The sequence below is a fragment of the Metasolibacillus sp. genome (genome assembly GCF_025291715.1).
In the GTDB taxonomy this organism is placed as follows: Bacteria; Bacillota; Bacilli; order Bacillales_A; family Planococcaceae; genus Metasolibacillus; species Metasolibacillus louembei.
This window is the reverse complement of record NZ_JAMBIZ010000024.1, coordinates 1-20823: the sequence shown is the minus strand read 5'-3', so window position 1 is coordinate 20823 and position 20823 is coordinate 1. Positions and strand designations below refer to the sequence as shown.

Annotated in this window: 21 protein-coding genes, 1 pseudogene and 1 other annotated feature; of the genes and pseudogenes, 6 read left to right on the top strand and 16 right to left on the bottom strand. The window is 37.9% G+C overall.

Going from position 1 to position 20823, the window contains the following annotated elements; genetic code table 11:
• The first annotated feature begins 60 nt into the window (after positions 1–60).
• Positions 61–1224 carry a tyrosine-type recombinase/integrase gene (locus M3Z76_RS13905; protein WP_293928163.1) on the top strand — a complete coding sequence of 388 codons (1164 nt, stop codon included), beginning with the start codon at positions 61–63 and terminating at the stop codon, positions 1222–1224.
• Between the two features lie 446 nt (positions 1225–1670).
• Positions 1671–1916 (top strand): hypothetical protein, encoded by a 246-nt coding sequence (locus tag M3Z76_RS13900; RefSeq protein WP_293928165.1) that lies wholly within the window; start codon positions 1671–1673, stop codon positions 1914–1916.
• A gap of 132 nt (positions 1917–2048) precedes the next feature.
• Here the strand turns inward: M3Z76_RS13900 and M3Z76_RS13895 are convergent.
• The 8 genes and pseudogenes from M3Z76_RS13895 to M3Z76_RS13860 all read right to left on the bottom strand — a co-directional run bounded on the left by M3Z76_RS13895 (position 2049) and on the right by M3Z76_RS13860 (position 7899).
• Positions 2049–2543, bottom strand: a pseudogene (locus M3Z76_RS13895) (SRPBCC domain-containing protein).
• 18 nt (positions 2544–2561) lie between these two features.
• The gene (locus tag M3Z76_RS13890; RefSeq protein WP_293928167.1) at positions 2562–2906 is read right to left on the bottom strand and encodes an ArsR/SmtB family transcription factor; all 345 of its coding nucleotides are present in this window, start codon (positions 2904–2906) and stop codon (positions 2562–2564) included.
• 292 nt (positions 2907–3198) lie between these two features.
• The gene (locus tag M3Z76_RS13885; RefSeq protein WP_293928170.1) at positions 3199–3717 is read right to left on the bottom strand and encodes a hypothetical protein; all 519 of its coding nucleotides are present in this window, start codon (positions 3715–3717) and stop codon (positions 3199–3201) included.
• Between the two features lie 117 nt (positions 3718–3834).
• Positions 3835–4494 (bottom strand): M15 family metallopeptidase, encoded by a 660-nt coding sequence (locus M3Z76_RS13880; RefSeq protein ID WP_293928172.1) that lies wholly within the window; start codon positions 4492–4494, stop codon positions 3835–3837.
• Between the two features lie 166 nt (positions 4495–4660).
• Entirely contained in the window at positions 4661–5548 is an 888-nt protein-coding gene (locus tag M3Z76_RS13875) for an alpha/beta hydrolase fold domain-containing protein (RefSeq protein WP_293928174.1), read from the bottom strand.
• Between the two features lie 57 nt (positions 5549–5605).
• Positions 5606–6019: a YugN family protein gene (locus tag M3Z76_RS13870; protein ID WP_293928177.1), complete on the bottom strand. Its 414-nt coding sequence runs from the start codon at positions 6017–6019 to the stop codon at positions 5606–5608.
• Positions 6020–6149: 130 nt separating this feature from the next.
• The gene (locus M3Z76_RS13865) at positions 6150–7475 is read right to left on the bottom strand and encodes a hemolysin family protein (protein ID WP_293928180.1); all 1326 of its coding nucleotides are present in this window, start codon (positions 7473–7475) and stop codon (positions 6150–6152) included.
• 37 nt (positions 7476–7512) lie between these two features.
• Complete coding sequence (locus M3Z76_RS13860) at positions 7513–7899, bottom strand: MerR family transcriptional regulator (protein ID WP_293928183.1); 387 nt, start codon at positions 7897–7899, stop codon at positions 7513–7515.
• Positions 7900–8344: 445 nt separating this feature from the next.
• On the opposite strand from M3Z76_RS13860, the gene M3Z76_RS13855 reads away from it, so the two are divergent.
• On the top strand, positions 8345–8719 hold the full coding sequence (locus M3Z76_RS13855) for a nucleotide excision repair endonuclease (protein ID WP_042472975.1): 375 nt from the start codon (positions 8345–8347) through the stop codon (positions 8717–8719).
• A 93-nt stretch (positions 8720–8812) separates the two neighbouring features.
• Positions 8813–9076 (top strand): YqhV family protein, encoded by a 264-nt coding sequence (locus M3Z76_RS13850; RefSeq protein WP_293928190.1) that lies wholly within the window; start codon positions 8813–8815, stop codon positions 9074–9076.
• Here the strand turns inward: M3Z76_RS13850 and M3Z76_RS13845 are convergent.
• The 3 genes from M3Z76_RS13845 to M3Z76_RS13835 form a co-directional block, all read right to left on the bottom strand.
• Positions 9047–9784, bottom strand: a complete 738-nt coding sequence (locus M3Z76_RS13845; RefSeq protein ID WP_293928192.1) for a metallophosphoesterase family protein — start codon at positions 9782–9784, stop codon at positions 9047–9049. The two genes, M3Z76_RS13850 and M3Z76_RS13845, sit on opposite strands and share 30 nt — an antisense overlap.
• A gap of 3 nt (positions 9785–9787) precedes the next feature.
• Positions 9788–11461: an arginine--tRNA ligase gene (gene argS / locus M3Z76_RS13840; RefSeq protein WP_293928194.1), complete on the bottom strand. Its 1674-nt coding sequence runs from the start codon at positions 11459–11461 to the stop codon at positions 9788–9790.
• A gap of 45 nt (positions 11462–11506) precedes the next feature.
• Positions 11507–11725 (bottom strand) — a binding site (T-box leader).
• 28 nt (positions 11726–11753) lie between these two features.
• Positions 11754–12323: a hypothetical protein gene (locus M3Z76_RS13835; RefSeq protein WP_293928196.1), complete on the bottom strand. Its 570-nt coding sequence runs from the start codon at positions 12321–12323 to the stop codon at positions 11754–11756.
• Positions 12324–12466: 143 nt separating this feature from the next.
• Between M3Z76_RS13835 and M3Z76_RS13830 the strand changes: the two genes are divergently transcribed.
• Both M3Z76_RS13830 and M3Z76_RS13825 read left to right on the top strand, forming a co-directional pair.
• The gene (locus tag M3Z76_RS13830; RefSeq protein ID WP_293928198.1) at positions 12467–12931 is read left to right on the top strand and encodes a hypothetical protein; all 465 of its coding nucleotides are present in this window, start codon (positions 12467–12469) and stop codon (positions 12929–12931) included.
• Complete coding sequence (locus M3Z76_RS13825; RefSeq protein WP_293928201.1) at positions 12919–13212, top strand: YxcD family protein; 294 nt, start codon at positions 12919–12921, stop codon at positions 13210–13212. The genes M3Z76_RS13830 and M3Z76_RS13825 overlap by 13 nt, the downstream gene beginning before the upstream one ends.
• A 35-nt stretch (positions 13213–13247) precedes the next feature.
• Here M3Z76_RS13825 and M3Z76_RS13820 read toward each other — a convergent pair whose 3' ends face one another.
• From M3Z76_RS13820 to M3Z76_RS13800, 5 genes are all read right to left on the bottom strand, one after another.
• Entirely contained in the window at positions 13248–13574 is a 327-nt protein-coding gene (locus M3Z76_RS13820) for an antibiotic biosynthesis monooxygenase family protein (RefSeq protein ID WP_293928203.1), read from the bottom strand.
• Positions 13571–14125: an SF0329 family protein gene (locus tag M3Z76_RS13815; protein WP_293928205.1), complete on the bottom strand. Its 555-nt coding sequence runs from the start codon at positions 14123–14125 to the stop codon at positions 13571–13573. Before M3Z76_RS13815 ends, M3Z76_RS13820 begins: the two co-directional genes overlap by 4 nt.
• 133 nt (positions 14126–14258) lie before the next feature.
• Entirely contained in the window at positions 14259–15944 is a 1686-nt protein-coding gene (locus tag M3Z76_RS13810) for a methyl-accepting chemotaxis protein (protein WP_293928206.1), read from the bottom strand.
• Positions 15945–16270: 326 nt separating this feature from the next.
• A complete protein-coding gene (locus tag M3Z76_RS13805; RefSeq protein WP_293928209.1) occupies positions 16271–18499 on the bottom strand; it encodes a 5'-nucleotidase C-terminal domain-containing protein in 2229 nt (742 codons plus the stop codon).
• Positions 18500–18721: 222 nt separating this feature from the next.
• The gene (locus M3Z76_RS13800) at positions 18722–20080 is read right to left on the bottom strand and encodes an S-layer homology domain-containing protein (RefSeq protein ID WP_293928212.1); all 1359 of its coding nucleotides are present in this window, start codon (positions 20078–20080) and stop codon (positions 18722–18724) included.
• Positions 20081–20823 lie beyond the last annotated feature (743 nt).

Sequence of the window (20823 nt, the reverse complement as noted above, 5' to 3'; positions counted from 1 at the left end):
GTATACGAATATATTCAATCTAACGCGCCTGCCAGCTCATTAGATGGAGGTATTCGTTAAATGGCGAGAGAAGCATATACAAAAACAAAAAAGGATTGTATCTATTATTATTTTAATTCAGACGGTGAAAAGCGCTATGCCTACAGGTATAAATTTTATGACCATAGCCGCGTGCGTCGAGAAAAATCAGGTAGTGATTTCCTCACTGAAAAAGCAGCTGAGCGTGCCTTAATTGCGGTTAAAGCGGACGTCTTAGATGAACGAATTGTATTTGTACAGAACTCCGAAACACTTGTGAGTGATTGGATTAAATTCTATTTGCAAATCCGCCGTAAAAAATGGGAGCCAAGCACGCTGCAACATTATACTGAAACGGCTGAAAATCACCTTATTCCAAAGCTAGGTCATTACAGGCTGCATAAGCTAACGAATTTAATTATTCAAGAGGAGCTTGTTGACCCACTTATCGAAAAAGGCAATAGGATATCCACAATCGAAAATATTTTACGCCCTTTCATCGCAATGCTCAACTATGCTGTTCAACGGGAAGTTTTAAAGAAAAACCCAATTACAGAGCTAGATTATGAAGATGCAGCGCCTAATGGACCTGACCAATATTACTCTGAAGAGGAACTGAATGACTTACTACGTTGTACTCGTTTAGATGGCTCCCCTTCTCGAATTGCCATTATTCACACCCTTGCCTTAACCGGCATGCGTCGAGGTGAAGCAATGGCTTTACGGTGGTCAGACATCGATTTCATGTCTAAAACAATTTCTATCACCAAAACAAGAGATCGGTATGGTGAGCGTACCCCTAAATCACGCCGTGGTATTCGTAAAGTGCATATGAATAGTACTCTAGTAGCTGAGCTAAAATCTTACTATGATTGGAGCAAGAAAGCTAAATGGAGTAAAAAGATTGAGCCTAAAAGCGATGACTATGTTTTCATTACAGTTAAGGGACTACGACCTGTTAAAGATTCATACACACGTGATGCGATGGCTTATATTTGTCAAAAGCATAATCTGCGCTTCATCAAAACGCATGGCTTACGTCATACTTTTGCATCAATTTTATTATCTCGTAATATCCCTCTCATCACTGTAGCAGAAATGCTTGGTGACCACCCTACAACAGTAAATAATGTGTACGCTCATTCCCTCGTCAAAAAGGAAACTGAGGCAAGTGACCTGCTCGACAGAATCGTCAGCAATCAGTAATCATTTGGGGTACAAATTGGGGTACACGCAATAAAAAGAGCTTAGAAACGTTGATATAACTGCGTTTCTAAGCTTCACCTCTCCAAATGATATAATTTGCGTGGTACACCACGCCCATCTGGTCTGTTTCTGCGTAACGAATTTCAATTTGTTTTTCTGATATATGCATTTTGGTCACCTCATGGTCTATCATACCGCTTTGGGTGGGAGTTTGTCAGGTTTGAGGTGTTATTTTAGAAATTAACTCAAATATACCATAAATAAAATCAATCTATTGTTCTCCACCAAGCCCAGATGATAAAATAAAATTATCTATTTCGGTCGGTAGCATCATAAAATATACTAAAATTTGAGCGGAGTGTTCCAAATTTCGTTATGAGATTATTAGAATGGCGAGCTACTTGAATAAAAAGGAACAAATCATTTAAGGAAAGGAGGAGACATTTATGACGGATCGTGAATTACTTGAGGTCATCTTAAAAAAGATGGACACGATGGATACAAAGCTAGATGTAGTCACACAGCAGGTTACTCGAAATAGTGAGGATATTGCTGTGTTACAGGTAACATTGGATACTGTAGTTGCACAAACAGCTCACAATGCTAGGCTTCAGCCTTCGTTAGATAACGCTGTCGCTAAAATTGCTGAGCTGGAAATGGATATGAAGCTTGTGAAGAAGCTTATATCATAAATAACCAAAAGGCGCCAGATTCCTTAGAATCTTTAGCGCCTTTTAACATGATGGCTAACCAACCATCATTAGTATTGTGTCCAAAATTTATCTATTTATTCGAAAAGCTCACAATTCAATCTATTTCTTCGTTTACACAAGCTCCGCTAGGCGATCCCAAGTTTCTTCTATGCCTTCTAACATGCCCATATCTAACACGGTCTGAAGACTTTCTGCGGATACGTATTCAGCACGGTTAATTAACTTCGTCTTTCTACCTAAATCAACAAATTCTAATGTGACCTCAGTTGAAGGCAGTTCGTCATTTAGATTGCCTTCTGCATCTGAAAAATAATCCGTATAGCAAATTTTTTCTGGCTCGATAATTTCTTTATAAACCACCTTCACCCAAGATTCCATGCCAAAGAATTCCCCTTGGCTTTGGTCAACACATTTCATACAGTAGTGCCAAATGCCTTCTGGACGGAAGTCGATATGACATACAGGCACGTCCCACCCTTTAGGTCCCCACCAATTTTTTAAATGCTATGGCTCTTTAAACATGTTGAATAATAAATCACGTGGTGCATCAAAAATGCGCTCCAGTATAAGTACACGATCGTTTTCTACTCTTGATACCATTGACATTGTAAATCCTACTTAGTTTTATGATTGTTCTTTTTCCTGCAATTCCTTCAAATACGCATCTAAATTATCAAATCTTTCTTGCATGACACACTGGAAGGATTGTATCCAAGAGTCCAGTGCTTGGAACGGTTCTGGTCGAAGCTTGTAGATTCGTCGATTCGCTTGTGCTTGCACTTCTACAATTCCGCTGTCACTCAGTACTTTTAAATGCTTTGAAGTTTGGGGCTGCTTTAATCCTAATTGGTCAGCAATTTCCCCAACAGTTTGAGGGCCTTGGCGTAGGAGCTCGACAATATGCATACGATTTGATTCGGCTAAAGCGCTCAACGTCGATATGTTTATGTCCGAATTATTCCCTAACATGTTCCTCACCTCATAAAATGCTGATTATCATAAATATACCTCAACAAGAATATTCCTGTAAAGGCATATTATAAAACCTTTTCAACTGGACAATATCATTTCGGAACTTCTTACTATTCTAAACGTAACTACTATTAGACAAATTAGGAGATGATGCACTTTTTGCAGCAATTTCTGCTTCTATGAAAAGAAAAAGAAAGTAGGTTTTCTATTTTGTGCGTTGCTTTAGCATTTATGCTCATAAAAAAGCAGGTAGCTATAAAAATGTAATTTTCCTACAGCTACCTGCTTGTTAATTATTCAAATCATCTGGGTAAACGGTTGTATCGAAAACTTCGCCGTTCGCCTCATCTTTATAATGAATCGTTACTTTGTATGCGTCTGCATCAACGCCATTAAACACTTGATAATACATGCCAGCGATAGCTAGCCCAAATGAAGCAATTGAATCAAAGCTACCTTCAAAGCTCTCTTTTTCAACTGTTAATGTAAACTCAGTATAATCTTTATTATAAGCGACATCTTTGATAGACGGGAAATTATCAGTGCTTTTAATTTCTTCAACTGATTCCAGTATTCCGTCTTCCAATTCCTTCATCATTTCTTTATGCTTTTCCTTCGACATTGTATATGTCAAAGAACCATCATCGTTTTGCTTGATTTCGCCAATGCCCTCTTCTTTTGCTTGTGCAATTACCTCAGCTACATCTTGACCTTCTAGGAAAGATGCAGGTAGCTTGATTTCAACATTTTGATTACAGGCTACTAAAATAAGAGATAATGCGAATAAAAATGGTAGTAGTTTTTTCATAAATTCTCCTCCTTATCTATTACTATACATAATTTGGAGACATACTACTACTAATTATGTAGAAATAAGGGGATATATGCTTTAAAGCCCGCTTTTATGGCAGGCTTCAGAGTCACTTTATTTCGTAACATTTCGTCGTTGATCAATCGTAATGTACAAGCCTAACAAACGATCAGTAGTCATTTGCTTATTTTGCAAATCTGTCAAATGTGATGCTTGAATGATGCCCTCTTGTACGGCTTGCGCTATAAAGGCTTCTGCTGCTGTTTGCATAGCAGGACTTCCTGGATTCCATATTTGTGACATTGGCACTTCCTCCTTTGGATCAAATTGAACAGGTACAGTACTGCTTGTTGGAACAACGATATTCCCTTCTAGTTTATAGCCAGACGGCATCTTCCAAGTTGAATTGATTTCAAAATGTACTCTATCAATGCTACCTGCCCAATCGCTGCCCCATATAATATTTAATTTGCGAGCAATTGCCCCGACTTTATTTAATATGGAAGCATCATACAAGGTGTTTGGTGGTCCAACAGCGATGTCCCACGCTAAACGTGATTTGTGCTTGCTACTAAGCGTCCATGTGACAATTGCCCCTGGTCTTGTACGCCCTTGTGCATACAAGTAATTTTGGCGCTCTTGACTGCGGTACGTCTCGGTAATAAAAACATTGCGAATTCCTGCCTTATAACATTCTTGAAATAGTAATTTACAAGCTGTTTGTGCTGTCGGTAAAAGCTCCGCTATATCTCGAATAGTCGCTTCTACACTCATCTATTATCACCTACTTTCTTTGTATTTTATGTTCATCAAGCATGTTGTTATATGTTATCTAACATAAAAAACGAGCCTCCATGAATGAAGACTCGTTTTTTATGAAACTTTATGCGCGTTCTTTTGTAGAATAACATAATAAGCCTATACAAAAACTAAACAATAATTATCTAAGCAAAATTGGCAGTAGCTGCTTCCATACTTTTTTAGCCTCTGGAATTGGAAAAACAGGAAATACATGATTCATTTTTGGATATTCAAAATAGAGTAGATCAACGCCTTCCTTCTTTGCTTTTTCAAGTAGCATATGAGCATCAACGATCAGCATTTCTCCTGTACCAACAAACAATGTAATGCGTCCAATATCCTGCAAAGGGCCGTGCAGTGGACTAACTAAATGGTGTGAAATATCTTGAGAGTTTGCCCACAGCTTTCCAAGCATTTGCGCACCAGCTAAGCCAAGCATCGGATCGATTTTTTCAACATCTGCATAACGAGGGTCCTCCCCTGAGACATCAAGCCATGCGGAAAATAAAATGATTTGTTCCGCCCGTCGCCTATTTTGCAGCATAACATCCTGTGCGAAAGCGAGTGCAATCCCTCCACCAGCTGAATCTCCCATAAAAATAAAGGGCTCGCTATGTTTTTCACAAAGCATAGCGTAAAATGAGTGCAGTTTTTCATACAATGCCTCATGTGTAAAATGCGGTAGCTTTGGATAAATCGGCACAATAATACGAAACTGTGTGCGTTCAGCTAGCTTTACAAGATAGCGCCAATGAAACATCAGCGGGTCATTAATATAAGCGCCACCATGAAAATAAAGAAGATTTTTCTGAGCGTCAATATGCTCATTCAAAACATAGTACAGCATACCATCGTATTGATATTTAGTAATATGATGCTTTGCTTGAAATTTTTCATCAAGCTCATAGGCTGGTGCTTGTCTTCTTTCCTCGATAAAAAGTGCCATTTCTTGCACATCTAAAAACTTTTGCTTCGTCTTACGCCAAATTAAAAATTGCTCAAATAAAAAACTTTGCCAGCTTCTCATACGTTCCCCTCCTTACGACTATATATTCGTGAGGAGGAGACGCGAATCCTGTTATTTTTAGTGAATATACGGGATTAATTGATTTTCAATGACATCCTGCCCTACGTTCATCCATTTGCTTTTTTGACATATTTCTGCGTCCTTTTCAACTGGGGATTGGAATTGACTTGCTCCCGTTGCATCAAGCCAAGAGCTTTCATCGTAATCCAACCCCATATTGACGATATGCTTAATAATAAATGGTTTTTGAAAGCGAATAATGCAGTCATAGCAATCCATTTCTCCTTCTACTACAACGAAAGGAGCTCTCAAATAAATCGTCGTTCCTCCTTCGCGCCATAACGCAACATCAAAGCTTCCTTTGTCATAATCCCAGTTACCACCAATCGAAAATCCATATTTACAAATTTGGCTACGCAATAAGCCATATTTTGCCTCACGCCCTACAAGAGCTGTTTCTAATAATAACAAAAAAATCTACCTCCTTATCGTGGAGTGTAGCCGAAAAAAACCCCCTTTAAACGGCTGTTTAAGGAGACTTCCACTCTGAAATAATGTAAATTGAAAAAACGTCGGGAAACTGTCATTTCCCGACGTCTTTTTACTCCTCTACTACTAGCTCTTTCTCTTCTAGCTTCCGCACTTCAATGTAACGCAAATAAATATCCTCTTTTTCGTAAATTGAAAATGCATAATTTTCATATTCGATCACAACGTCATCAACTAAATCCGTATTTTGTGAGAAGTACCAGCCACCAATTGTATCAATATCAGGATTTTCCAATTCGATATGTAATAGCTTTGACACGTCATCTAACAGCATTTTTGCATATAAAATATAATGCCCCTCGCCTACTTTTCGAATATCTGGAACCTCATCTCCATCAAATTCATCACGAATTTCACCAACTAGCTCCTCTAAAATATCTTCAACTGTCACTAAGCCTGAAGTACCGCCATATTCATCCAGTAAAACAGCCATATGGACGCGTTCTTTTTGCATTTTCGTCAGTAAATCGTGAATTGGAATTGTTTCGATTGTTTTTAAAATAGGGTTAATAAAATCTTCAAATTTAAATGTTTCCTCTGTAATTCGATTATTAATTCCCAATGTTAAAATTTCCTTAATATTTAGGAAGCCGATAATGTTATCGCGATCTCCATCATAGACTGGGTATCGTGTATAACGCTCTTCGGAAATAACTGTAATGATTTCGCGGAAATTAGCACTAATATCGAAGCCAACAATTTCTGTACGTGGCACCATGATTTCGCGTGCAATTTTATCATCGAATTCGAATACATTATTTACGTATTTCAATTCATTTTTATTAATTTCACCGCTCTTAAAGCTTTCTGCAAGCAGTAAGCGTAGCTCTTCCTCCGTATGTGACAGCTCATGCTCGCTCGCAGGCTTCATGCCAAATAAGCCCACTAATAAACGCGCTGAGCCATTCAAAAACCAAATGAATGGATATAAAATTTTATAGAAAAGCATAATTGGCTTTGAAAACAGCAATGTTACTTTTTCAGCTTTTTGAATTGCTACTGTTTTTGGTGCTAATTCACCAACAACAACGTGTAAAAACGTGGCAATAACAAAAGCGCCACCAATTGTGAAAAACTTAATATAATCTGTGCCAATACCTAGCATTTCAAAAAATGGGTGAAGAATAAACTCAAACGTTTTCTCCCCTACCATCCCGATACCAAGTGCTGTTACGGTAATTCCTAATTGGCAGGCCGATAAATATTCATCCAAATGTGTCGTTACTTGCTTTGCAGATGGGGCGCTTTTTACACCTTCTGCAAGTAGCTGATCAATACGTGATTGGCGCACTTTTACAATGGCAAACTCTGTTGCCACGAAAAATGCTGTTAGTGCTAATAAAATAATAAAAATGGTTAAGTTGATACTGGTCGTCAATCAGTTGTCTTACGCTTGAAACGTAAGACTTCACCTCCTAAGTGATTAATAGTAGTAATGATCGTATTAATGTGTTACTATCTTGCTTCATTTTTGTTACAATATTTTGTTTTGCAAGCTGGTCTTCTTTTGATAACTTTGTCACGAGCAATGCTACCTCTTTTTCTAGCTGCTGCATCTGCACACGAATATCTTGAATATCAATTTCCTCCATCTTCGGTTCAATCAAATGTTTAATTTGCTCTAATGAAAGCCCTTCCTTTTTCTTGCGCTCAATAAAATGTAGCTGCTCAATAGCCTCTTGATTGTAATAGCGATAGTTAGAACTAGATCGCTTTGCTTTCAACAAACCTAGATTCGTATAATAATCAATTGTGCGCTTCGTAATCCCTGTCATTTCAGCTAGTTCACCAATTTTCAGCATCTCGATCCCAAATCAATCCCTCCAAACTATCACGTGATACTTTTAGTATACTCATAAATAAAGATAATTTGCAATTATATTCACTTTCATTTATCGTTATAAATTGTGCGAGAATTGAATATTGTTTTGTTAGTAGTATGGGGCGTGTGATATAAAAATAAATTTCTAAAATGAAGTGTCGTATAATATGTAGGTATAATGAAATTATTTATCTATTGGAGACGCTAAATTTTCATACAGCTTACTTTACAATTTTTAAAATTGAATAGCAACACTTTTTACATATTAAGTATATTTAACGCTTTATTAGGTTGCTTGAGTTGTTATTGATATAACTATGCCATATGGATGATTGCTATATTTCGTTGGAAAGATGATTGATAATAGCCAAGCTCATGAATTCATGATAGAATTAAGCTTCAATACAGTAAGGGACGTGAATTTTTTGATTAAAATTGAATTACCAAAACCAGATCTTGTTATTCGTCAACGTGAACAAGTGTTAAAACCAGGTGATGTAGAAATTACACCATTCCATGGCTTTATCGACTTCCATAAAATCACACGTGAAAAAGGTGGAATTTTCTTCTTTTACAACGAAAAAAATGAGCTTTTATTCGTTGGGAAAGCGCGCAAAATCCGCCAGCGCATTAAAAAGCATTTCGAGGACAATGTGTCACCGATGAAAAAATACCGCGATGAAATCTTTAAAATCGAAGTATACGAAATCGAAGATCCTATGGAACGCGAAATTTATGAAACATACGCAATCAACACATTACGTGCGAAGTACAACATCGATAAAGTGTTCTTTGAATAATAAGCGAAAGCCTACACTGTTATTTTTACGTGTAGGCTTTTTTAATATTTCTCCCGCCTCCTTCATATAGTAGCAAGGAAAGGTGGGACATGAGTGGAACTAGCACTTCTTTATATGATTTGGCTCCGTATTTTATCTGGTAGCATTGATATTGCAGCTGCATTTCTGATGTACAAGCTTGGCGCTTTAGAAAAGGCTTTCGTTGTCAATACCTCTCTTGCGCTCGTTGGTCCCATTATTTTTATTGTCACAACAGGCATCGGCTTAGCTGGGATGCAGGATAAGATTTCCTTCGCAAAAATGCTTTGTTTATTTAGTGGTATTTTGCTAATTTTTATTAGCCTCCGCATGAAATGATGTCAAAATAAAATCCTTGTCAGGAATATCGGTCTGCTTAAATTGCTCAATAAACGCTGCGCCGTCATAGGCTACTTCAATAAATGTCCAATGTATAGCTATATCAACAGTGCAAATCGCATATTTCGCCTTGTTTGGACTATTGCAGCCTAAGGCACCTGGATTGATATACATGGTCTTGTCATTTTCAAAGACATGTGTTGGATGATGATGTCCAAAGCAAATGCAATCATATGTTGGATAAGCTTGAAATAGCTTCTCCATATTTTCAAGTGATGGCTGATGAATTGAGGCAAACGGGTCTTCATGGAAAGGCATATTCTTTCCTTTTAACGCATAGTGTGTAAATAAAAAGCGCTTTGTATCAATTGTTTTCTCTATTTCACGTGGCAGCTGCTGTAACAAAGGAATCAATGCTGGATCGAGCCTTGCCGCAAGCCATTCATGATGCGCACGAATGCCCGCATGACTTTTTGGGTAAGGCTGACCTTCAATAATTGCTAACACTGCCTCATCGTGATTACCACAAACAATTTCACAATGTGGCAAGGCGCTGAGCAACTGCAATACTTCATTTGATTGGTGTCCAATACCAATTAAATCACCTGTGCAATAGACCTCATCCACACCTCGCTCCTTTATATCTTGTAAAACTGCCTGTAAAGCAACAGCATTGCCATGAATATCTGTCAAAAGTGCAAACTGCATTATCTACATCTCCTTTGGGCTTGCAATTCCTAATAAACGTAAGCTTTCGCCTAACACTAGTGCCACGCAATGTGCGATAGCTAAACGGGCTTGCTGGTATTCGTCGCCGCTTAGTAGCTTCGTTTGGGCATAATATTTATTAAAGCTGCGTGCTAGCTGTAAGCTATATTTTGCAATTTGCGATGGATCCGCATCTTTGAATGCTTTTGCTAGGCTGTCTGGGAAGTCCTGTAATTGCTTAATTAATGGCCAAGCCGCTTCATCCACATGTATGATTGGCTCCTCATTAGCTACATAAGCACCCTTCTTCAACAGCGTTTGAATCCTTGCATATGCATATTGCACATATGGACCTGTTTCTCCTTCAAAGGTTACCATTTGCTCAATATCAAAATCGATATCATGCATGCGGTCATTTTTTAAATCGTTGAAAATCACTGCACCAATGCCAACCGCTTTTGCTACTTCTTCCTTATTTACAAGCGTGGGATTTTTCTCCTCAATATTATGGAAGGCTGCATCAATCGCTTCCTTTAACACATCTGCAAGCAGTACAACCTTGCCTTTTCTCGTCGACATTTTTTTGCCCCCAACGAGCATCATGCCGAATGGAATATGCTGATAATTTTTTGCCCAATCATGCCCCATTTTTTGCAGGACGGCAAACAATTGCTTGAAATGCAACGATTGCTCATTGCCTACAACATAAAAAACTTTCGCTGGTGCATATGTTTCTTGACGGTAAACAGCAGCCGCTAAATCACGTGTTGCATACAATGTGGCACCATCATTTTTCTTAATTAAGCATGGCGGCATATCAACAAGTGGCACAACCATGGCTCCGTCTGATTCGACTAATAATTGCTTTTCTTCAAGCTCTGTCACAATGCGTGCCATTTTATCATTGTAAAAGGCTTCCCCGTTGTAGCTATCAAATGTGATGCCGAGCAATTGATAAATTGCTTGGAATTCCTGTAAAGAAGCTGCTCTAAACCATTGCCATAATGCGTGTGCTTCTTCATTACCATCCTCCAATGCCTTAAATGCTTGACGTGCCTGCTCATTTAGCCCATCATTGTGCTCTGCCTCCTCATGAAAGCGCACATAAATTTTTAACAGCTCAGCAATTGGTGCCGCTTCAATTGCTTCTTTATTGCCCCATAATTTGTATGCCACAATCAGCTTGCCAAACTGTGTGCCCCAATCCCCTAAATGATTAATACGCACTGCCTGATAGCCCATTTTCTCAGCAATATTCGCTAATGCATTCCCAATGACTGTGGAGCGTAAGTGCCCCATCGAAAAGGGCTTGGCAATGTTCGGTGAAGAAAAGTCGAGCACAATTGTTTCTTTATTGGTAGAACGTGTGCCATACTGTCCTTGTTCAGCCATAATTTGGGCGATAACTTGCTGCGCAATTGGTAGCTGCTGTAAATAAAAATTAATATAGCCACCTTCCACCTTCAGCTCTTTAATGAAATCGGCTTGAATATGTGATGCTACTTCAGCCGCAATAATTGTTGGTGATTTTTTGTATTTTTTCGCTAATGTAAAGCAAGGGAAGGCAAGATCGCCTAAATGCTCATGCTTCGGCTTTTCCAATAATGCTGTCACCTCTGTTACTGATAACTCATTTTGCAATGCTATGCTAATGATTGTTGCTAATTGGTTTTTCATATTTTCCTCTCCTTTTTTGCATAGAAAAAGCCCCCGCCTCTAAAAAATAGAGACGAGAGCTGTAAATTCCCGTGGTACCACTCTAGTTGTCATCGAAATGACCACTTTACTGTTGTTAACGAGGTGACTTCCCCGATTGACCCTACTTCATTGTTCAGGTAATTTCTCCAAAGTGCGCTTCACTAATTTCATGATATTAGGCTCACACCATCCCTAACTCGCTTCACTCACTCAAATAGCTACTGTCTTTTTCATCGAATTTCAATTATTTTAACAATGAACAATACGTGCGTCAAGCGAAAAATTGATCGATTTTATCCATATCTTGTAGTACGTATTGGCGATTGGCGATAATGCCTTCAAACCAATTAGCGATAATTTGCTGTAAATTTTCCTCTAGCTCCTCGTGCTGATACAGCGTATGAACGACCGCATCAATAAATTGTGTGCGCTCCTCATAAAATTTGACGCGCATTGCAAAGTCTTTGCCTACTTCCTTTTGGAATAGCTGTCCTAAGCGCAGCACGCCTGCATTCATTGCCTGCTCGCCATATAAAGAGGAGCCAACAATTGCAAGCTTTTGTAAGAATGTCACAGGAGACTGCGGAAAATAGCCTTCCATAAAATGTTTTGTGCTCGCTGTTATTTCTTTCACACGCTGTAATTGCGTATCTGTTAATGTGCGTGTTTGCTCAAACAATGGCATGAGCATATTGAGCTCATCTAAATATTTTTTCGCTTGAGATAGACGTGCTGAGCTCACTTGTTGTCCTGTACGTTCGTTGATTGTTTCTGCTATGTAAATGCGCTGTATGTATGATGCTAATAAAATAAGACCATTGTATTGTTGCTGTGCCGACATCTTGATTCCCCTTTCACCTTGTACAAAGATACCATATTTTTTAAAATCAGCATAGCATTGGGCAAAAATTGTAGTGTATTTGTTTTTCTTCAATTCACTCTTTTGTTATACTATAGTTGTAGAACATTTTATGGAGGAAAGAAATGAAAAAACTTGCAGCAGTATTTCTAGCATTTACACTTGTCTTCTCAAGTGTAGGAACGACAATCTTTTTCGGTGGTGACCACCAAGTGGAGGCAAAGTCTTATAAATCAGGGAAAAAGGGCTTTAAATCCAACAATAACAATCAGTCTAATATTCAAAAAGAGAATAAGGACAATAACAACGCGACAACAAATCAAAATAACACGAATAAATCAAAAAGCGATACAACTCAAACGAAAAAAGGTGGCTTCACTTCTGGCGGCTTAATGAAAGGTCTCTTTATCGGTGGTTTAGCGGGCTTATTATTTGGTAGCTTATTCGGCGATTTAGGTATTTTAGGCTCAATTTTAGGCTTTATGGTCAATGCAGCAGCGATTGCGGTAATCGTCTTCCTATGCATTAAAATTTACCAAGTAATGACACGTAAAAAGAAAGATGAGACGTCAAAAACATGGAACAACTAACATTATTCGAGCAGGATTTAATTAATGCGATTTGCATTTTCCATGCACGCTTTAAAAATGTTCAGCCTGAAAATGTAGAAGTTGAGCTAATGTATGATGATTTAGCAGGCTATACAGCAGAAGCCTATGTGAATGGCCAAGTTGAACTATACAATACTGTTAATTTTATTACCGCGTTACGTCTTTATATCGATGAAGAGCTACAACGCGATTCAATCAGTGCGCGAATCTCGCTTGATATTGATGATGAAGCTGGCATGATTGCCAATGTTTCATGGTAAATAAAAAGCCTCTCCTTAGCGAGAGGTTTTTTTATTTACATTTCAAATAAGTAATCGCGCTCCACTTTGCATACACGTAATGCGAATCGACTATACCATTCCTTTTTTCCACGCTCTTGTGCCACCTGATGAGCGGCATTTGCCTTCCAGGCTGCAATATCTTCAAGCGTTTGCCAGTAGGAAACGGTAATACCTAAATGTGTATCTCTTGCACTTTCGACACCTAAATAGCCCTTTTGCTTACTCGCTAATTGCGCCATTTTTGCGGCCATCACATGATAGCCTTGGTCACCCTCTGTTCGCTCTGAAGCAAAAATTACCGCATAATAGGGTAGCTCATATGTATTCGCTAAATGACTCATCTTCCTCCACTCCTGCCTATTTTAATTATACCTTCTACTTCACAGCGTAAAGCATGGAATTTTTGTGCAAGTGGAGTTTGTGGCTCCATTGCTGCAAGTCTGCGTTTTCCTAGTCTACGGTCAAGCATTGCAAGCACTTGCACTAGCTCATTTTCATGATGCAGTGCCCCCTCTATTGTAAGTCCATAAAATGCATCTAATGCTTGATAGAACAACCAAGCAGGGTAAAGTCCCTCATTCATTACTTGCTGTTCGATTTGATCGCTTAAATTCACAAGTGCCTGGCGTTCTGTTGATTGCATCATCACTTCCCAATTTTCGTTGTATGGTATTCGCGGTAGCTCCATTGCTTGCTTTGTATATTGCTGATTCACACGTACTTGGAATGCTAAATCATCCGTGCGCAAAATTTCCTCACCTTTATATACTAGCCATACTTTTGCAGGCTGGTCATGCGCCTTTCGATGTACTGTCGCATAAAGCTGTACTTGCCCTTTCAGCTTATCGGCTAAAAAGTGCTCAAATTGCTTCTGCTGTTTACTAAATCGCATCGCTTCCTCCATTCATGCTGTTAGTTTTATTCTTATTGTACATAAAAAACGCAAGAAGCCACAATGGCTTTCTTGCGTTTGATTAATCAATTACGCCTTGACGTAATGGCATCGGGACTTCTGTTGATTCAAGTTAAATTTTAAATTTCGCAATTGCTTGTGTAAGCTCTCCTGCTTTTATTTCAAGCTCTGCAGATACAGCGTTAATTTCCTGAATCGATGCCACTTGCTCACTGATTTGCAGCACGATTTCTTCCGTACTGTTCGCTACACCATTGACGTTGGAAGCTAGCTCTGAAACAGATGCTGAAACTTCCTCTGTTGCTGCTGAAATTTGCTCTGTAACAGCAGATGCATCCGCAATGCGCATCGTCATATTTTCGATTGCTCCAGTAATTTGATTGAAGGAATCTCCTGCTACTTCAATAACTTGTACACCTGTCTCAACACGCTGTAAACTATCTGCAACAGCGCCTTCTACATTTTTCGTCTCATGTAAAATTTCTGTCGTTAAGTTCACAATTAAATTAGCGGATGATTTCGATTGCTCTGCTAATTTGCGCACCTCATCTGCCACGACAGCAAAGCCTTTACCATGCTCGCCAGCGCGTGCTGCTTCAATTGCCGCATTTAATGCTAATAAATTCGTTTGATCTGTAATATCTGTAATAACATTTGTAATGCTTTGAATTTGTTGTGAATGTGTGATTAGCTTTGAAATTAACTCTGTTGTTAATTTCGTTGAGCTATAAATATCTTGCATTTGCTCTTTCGCATCTTCAATCGTAACAAGCCCTTTACTTGCAATGACTTGCGTATTTTGTGCCTCATTGTGTACCGTTTGCGTAGACTCCGCAATATTTTGAATACCAAAGGCTGTTTCATCCATTGCAACTGAAGTATCTGTTGCGATTTGTGATGATCCGTGTGTGCTTGATGAAATTTGTTCAATGCTGCTTGCAACCGTTGTAGACGTTGAGGATACTTGCGCTGTATTTGTTGTCAGCTCTTTCGAGATGTTGGAAAGCTGCTCCGCATTTTCGCTCGCCACAGTAATTAATTCACGCAGTGATGCCTTCATTAAATTGAAGGATGTCGCAATTGTTGCTACTTCATCTTTTGACTTTATGGCAACGTCCTCAACTGTTAAATCCCCTGTTGCAATTTGGTCTACTGCTCCTGCTAATGCCTTTAATGGCATTACAACTACACGCATAATTGCTAAAACACTTATAATACCGATAATAATACTTACAAGTGAAATAATGGCTAAAATAATCGTTACTTGCTCTACTTGCTTGCCTGTTTCCTTTTGCGTTTCAGTAAATCGTTCTTTATTATAGATAAGCATTTCATTCGCTGCTTCACTTAGTTTATTATTGACTTTACGCACTTCAATATTTAATATTGGAATCGCACTATCAACTTTCCCATCATCCACTAAGCCAATTACACGTGCCGCTGCTTCACTATAGTTATTATTTGCTTCAATTAATTGGGCAAGTAATTCCTCCATTGTACCAGCAGATGCAATCTCCTCTAAGCGCTGTAATGAAGCTGCAATCGCCTTTTGCTCATTTTCTAAGCTCGACAGTGCGTCAGAACCCTTTGCTAATACATATTGTCGTAAAAAAGCCCCTTGTCCCCCTATACGTGACTGCACATCTGCTGCCAAATAAACTTGCTCTAAACGACTATCTATCAGTTCATTATACCTATTATTGACCTTCGAGATTTGCAAATAGCTAAAAACTGAAATACCGAAGATAATCACAACTAATGTACCTAAAGATATGTATAATTTTTTCCCAATACTCAACCAAAAATACCCCCTTTTTCACACACAATCTCATTATATGCATTTCTTTTATACTATGTCAACGTTGCTAATCGAATGTTATAAATTTTCTAGCAACATCAACTTCTTTTATTTTCAAAAATCAACTAATCTTCTATCCTTTATCATCATATAAAAGTGAAATTTTGTTGATTTCGCAAAAAAATGCTGAAATATGATGCTATAAGCTTTCTTATGCAAATTAAAAAAGCCTGAACAATTTTGTAAAACGCTCGATGTTTGCGTTTACTTCCTTGTTCAGGCTTTGCTTGCAATGCTATTTTTTTACATAATATAGCATTATATTATTATTTTGCTTCTTCTAGTGCAACATCAACAATGCGACCTTCTGTCTTTGTTGGTACTTCTTTTAATGAAAGTAATTGCTCTTGGAAGTTTTCCCAATCAGATAAACCTAAATCTGTTACACGGCCTTCTGCATATGCTTTTGCAAACATATCAAATCCGTCTCCACCTTTAGCTGTAAACGCATTAGTTGCAACTGTATATGTTTTATCATCATCAAGTGCTACATAGCTGCCAGATGCTTTATCGAAGTATTCGATTGATACAACACGAGAACCTACTTCTTTTGAAGAATCATATTTTAATTTTGCACCTGCAACGTGTAGGAAACCACCATTTTCTTTTGGTGCATTTTTCACTGATACTTCAAATGCTGCTTTTAGCTCTGCACCTGTTGCATCCATAAGTGCTAGTGTATTACCGAATGGTAGTACAGTAATTACTTGACCAACTGTAATATTGCCAGCTGGAATCGCTGCACGAATACCACCACCGTTTTGGAATGCCATTACAACTGGTTTATCAGTATATTTTTGTGCTTTTGCTAACATACCATCTGTAATAATATTGCCTAGTACTGTTTCATTGCTGCGTACACTTTCTAAGCTATTTTCAGTTGCGCGTGGGCTTGCTAAATCTTCAGTTAATGTCACACCGATTTCTTTATTATTTACGCCATCCACATGTGCTTTGTATGGAGCTAATAATTTTACTAGTGCTTCATCCTCTGCTACTTCACCTAAGTCGATTAGCTTACCATCATATTCTGTGACAACGCCATTTTCATCAAATGTCACATCAATTGTTCCTAAATAGTTTACATATTCATTTGCTTGAACGATTAATGTTGCCTCTTTGTCTTCACCAACTGTATTTGTATCAACAACAAATGGCTCTTCTAATTTTGTATGGTCATGTCCACCAACAATTAAATCGATGCCAGGTACACTTTTCGCTAGTAAAATATCATTGTCAACGTTTGGATTATCGTTATAGCCGATATGTGTTAACGCAATAATTTTATTAACACCCATACCTTCAAATGCAGCTACTGCTTTTTCTGCTTCTTCAATATAGTTTGAGAATACTACTTTATCAGGTGATGCGATATCTTTTGTTTCTTCCGTTGTTAAGCCAAAGATACCTACTTTTTCACCGTTAATTTCTTTCACGATACCTGAATAAATTTTACCGTTTTCAGGCTCACTTGAAACTAAGTCTGTAAATAAGCCTTTGAACTTATCATCAGCTGAGAAATCCACGTTTGCTGAAACGAATGAGAATTTAGCACCTGCTACGAAATCTGCTAATGCTTGATGTCCTTCAGGTGATGAACCTAAATCAAACTCATGGTTACCGAACACCATTGCATCAAAGCCGATTTCATTTAATAGCTCTAAATCCGCTTTACCATGGAATTCATTGAAGTATAATGTACCGCTGAAAGCATCCCCAGCATGTAATGTTAAAGCGTTTTCCTTCGCTTCACGCTGCTCTTTCACAGCTGTAGCTAATTTAGGCATTTTATCTGCACGTGCATGCGTGTCATTAACGTGTAATACAGATAATGTAAATGTATCGCCTGTTGTTACTTCTGGTGTTTCAGGCTCTTCAGTTAATGTGTTCACAGCATTTAAAATAAATGTTGCTAATTGCCCACGTTTTACATTTTGCTCAACGCCAAATTGTGTTTCAGAAAGGCCTTGTGCAATACCTGCTTCATATAATGCTGTCACAAAGTATGCATAGTCATTATCTGCAGGTACATCTTTGAACGGGCTATCGCCCTCTGCTTCTAGACCTAATGCTTGCGCAATCATGAATGCTAATTCGCCACGCGTAATTGTTTCGTTTGGCTCAATTGTGTTATCTTCATAGATTTCGATTGCATCAAGTGCTGCTAACGCTGCGATTGGTCCATAGTATTGGTGTGATGTTGGAATATCCGCAAATTTTGGATTTTCTACTTTTTGCGTATCAAGACCTAATACACCAGCAATAATTTTTGCTGCTTGTCCACGTGTTACATTTTGATTTGGTTTAAATGTACCATCTGGATAGCCTTTAATAACGCCTGCTTCATGTAATGCTGTAATTCCTTCATAATGTGCATCGCCAGCTTTTACATCTGAAAAAGTGCCTGCTGCTAATGCAGGTGTTACAGCTACTACAGTAGCTGTAACAGCAACAGCAGCTGTTGCTGCGTAAAATTTGTTTCGTTTTTTCGTCATTTGGGAAATTACCTCCATCTTTATATCAAATCTAAAGTGTACACTTAAATTCTACATGAAAGCGCTATAGAATTCTAGATAATTAATAATATTCTTAATAAAAAAACATGCCTGTCATATTGATAGTATTGAAAAAGTCGATTTATACTAAAATCCTAGCATAAACCGACCCATATATTTCTTACTCTATTGTTTTGTTATGTTTTTCAACTAGCTTCATTATTATTTTGCTTCTGTTTCTTCAATAGCAGATAAATCTAATTCCTCAAATGTCTTAGCATTTTTTAATACTTCTTCTGGAATTGTAATTGTTGATACGCTGTTGTAGTCTGTGTATTTGATTGTTGATTTATTTGTAACATCCATTGTTATGCCTTCAGCCTTCATGCCAAAGCCGAAATTCATAACCATTTCTTCGATATCAAATGTTTCTTTATTAATTTTGATGTCGTATGTGAATGTATCAAATTTCATGTTTTTAATTTCAGCAAGAGCTTCCTCATCTAAGCCTAAGTTTAATGCACCCATTTGCTCTTGAACTAGCTCAGTAAATTTATCGCCAGCCCCTGTTAAAGATAAAATATAGTGATTACCTTCTTCTTTAATTTTGAAATCAGTTGCGAATTTTTTTAGCATTTCTAATTGCTCTGCTGCATTTATTTGTGCACCTGTTTGTGCTAAAATTTCGTCAAACATTTCAGTAGGATATTTAACCCAAGTTTTTGTTAAGCCTTCATACACGTACATGCCATCTTTTTCAGTCATATACATTTTAATTGGCATCTCGATTGCTTCACCAGTTGTTGGTTCAACCATCGCTACTGTACCTTCAGCAAAGAACGCCATTGGCTTATTGACAATTGACATATCCATTTTTATGTTTGCATCAACTGTTACTGCTTCTTCACCATCTTGAATTACCATTGATTGTGCCATAGTAATTGCTGCTTTCAAGCTTTCTGTTGCTAATTGCTTTTCAGCTGCTTTTGTGAACACTGTTTCTAATAACGCCGCATCCGCAGTTGTTTGTTCAACTGTTGCTGAATCTTCTGTCGTTGTTTCTTCTTCAGCTTCTTCACTTAATGTTTCATAAATGAATGATGCTACTTCACCACGTGTAATTGTAGCGTCTGCATCCTCCACGATTTCTTCCTCAATGCCAAGACCTGTTGCTAGCATAAAGATAAATTCACCACGTGAAATAGCTTCATTTGGTGCAACAGTGTTATCATCTACGTAATATTCAATGGCACCAAGCTCTGCTAATGCTGCAATTGGACCGTAGTATTGATGCGTTTTTGGTAAATCTGCTAACTTCGGATTCTCAACATTTTTTGTATCCAAACCTAGTGCACCAGCAATCATTTTTGCTGCTTGTCCGCGTGTTACATCTTTTGCTGGCTTAAATGTGCCATCTGGATAACCGCTAATAACACCTGCTGTATGTAATGCTGTAATCGCTTCATAATGTGCATTGTCTTTTTTCACATCTGAAAACGTATCTGCTGCCGCCGCTGGTGCAACTGCTACTGCTGTTGCTGCTAATGAAGCAACGGCCACTGTGTATAATTTCTTTTTCATAATGAAAGAATCCCCCTTAAAGTCAATATGATATTATTCTATCTAAATATAGGATATAAATCCAGTTGTTTTACAGTATTTTTTTTGTAATTATGACAATTTACCAAACATTTGAACGTTGTTATCCTGCTTAATGTAGCACGCTAAATAGGTATTTTAAAGTGCTATGACTAATTGTGATGTTGCATGTATGTTGAAACGAACTAGCCTTTAAGTGATAAGCAATATGAAATTTGCTAGAAGGAAGCTAAAATGTTTAGATATAACCAAAACAATATTATTAGCTTCATTCCATAAAGAAATATAGCTATTCTTTCTTAGGTTTTCTGACATTTTGAATGATAATGGTAGTTAAAACAATAATTAGTAAGAACATGCCTTTTACCATATGTTTCTCCTCCCTCCGTTTTCTTTCTTTACGAAAAACAATTGCAAAAGGTTTCATTATTTTAATTATAATTAGCTCATCTTCAAAACTGTGGTTAACAGTATTTTTAAAGGGAGGACTGTGCCTTGTTCTTTGGAGGGCGCTAAAAATATATGTAGCTAATTACTTTGTCATCAGCAATAAGATTTCTAAAAATGAAACAAATTTATCATTTTAAAAGATAGTCCGTAATCCCATATATTGTTTAGCTTTTTAATATCAGCTTATTTGCTGCATAAAATAGAGTAGGAGGGAGCGATTAACTCCCGTCCTCTCACACCACCGTACGTACGGATCCGTATACGGCGGTTCAATT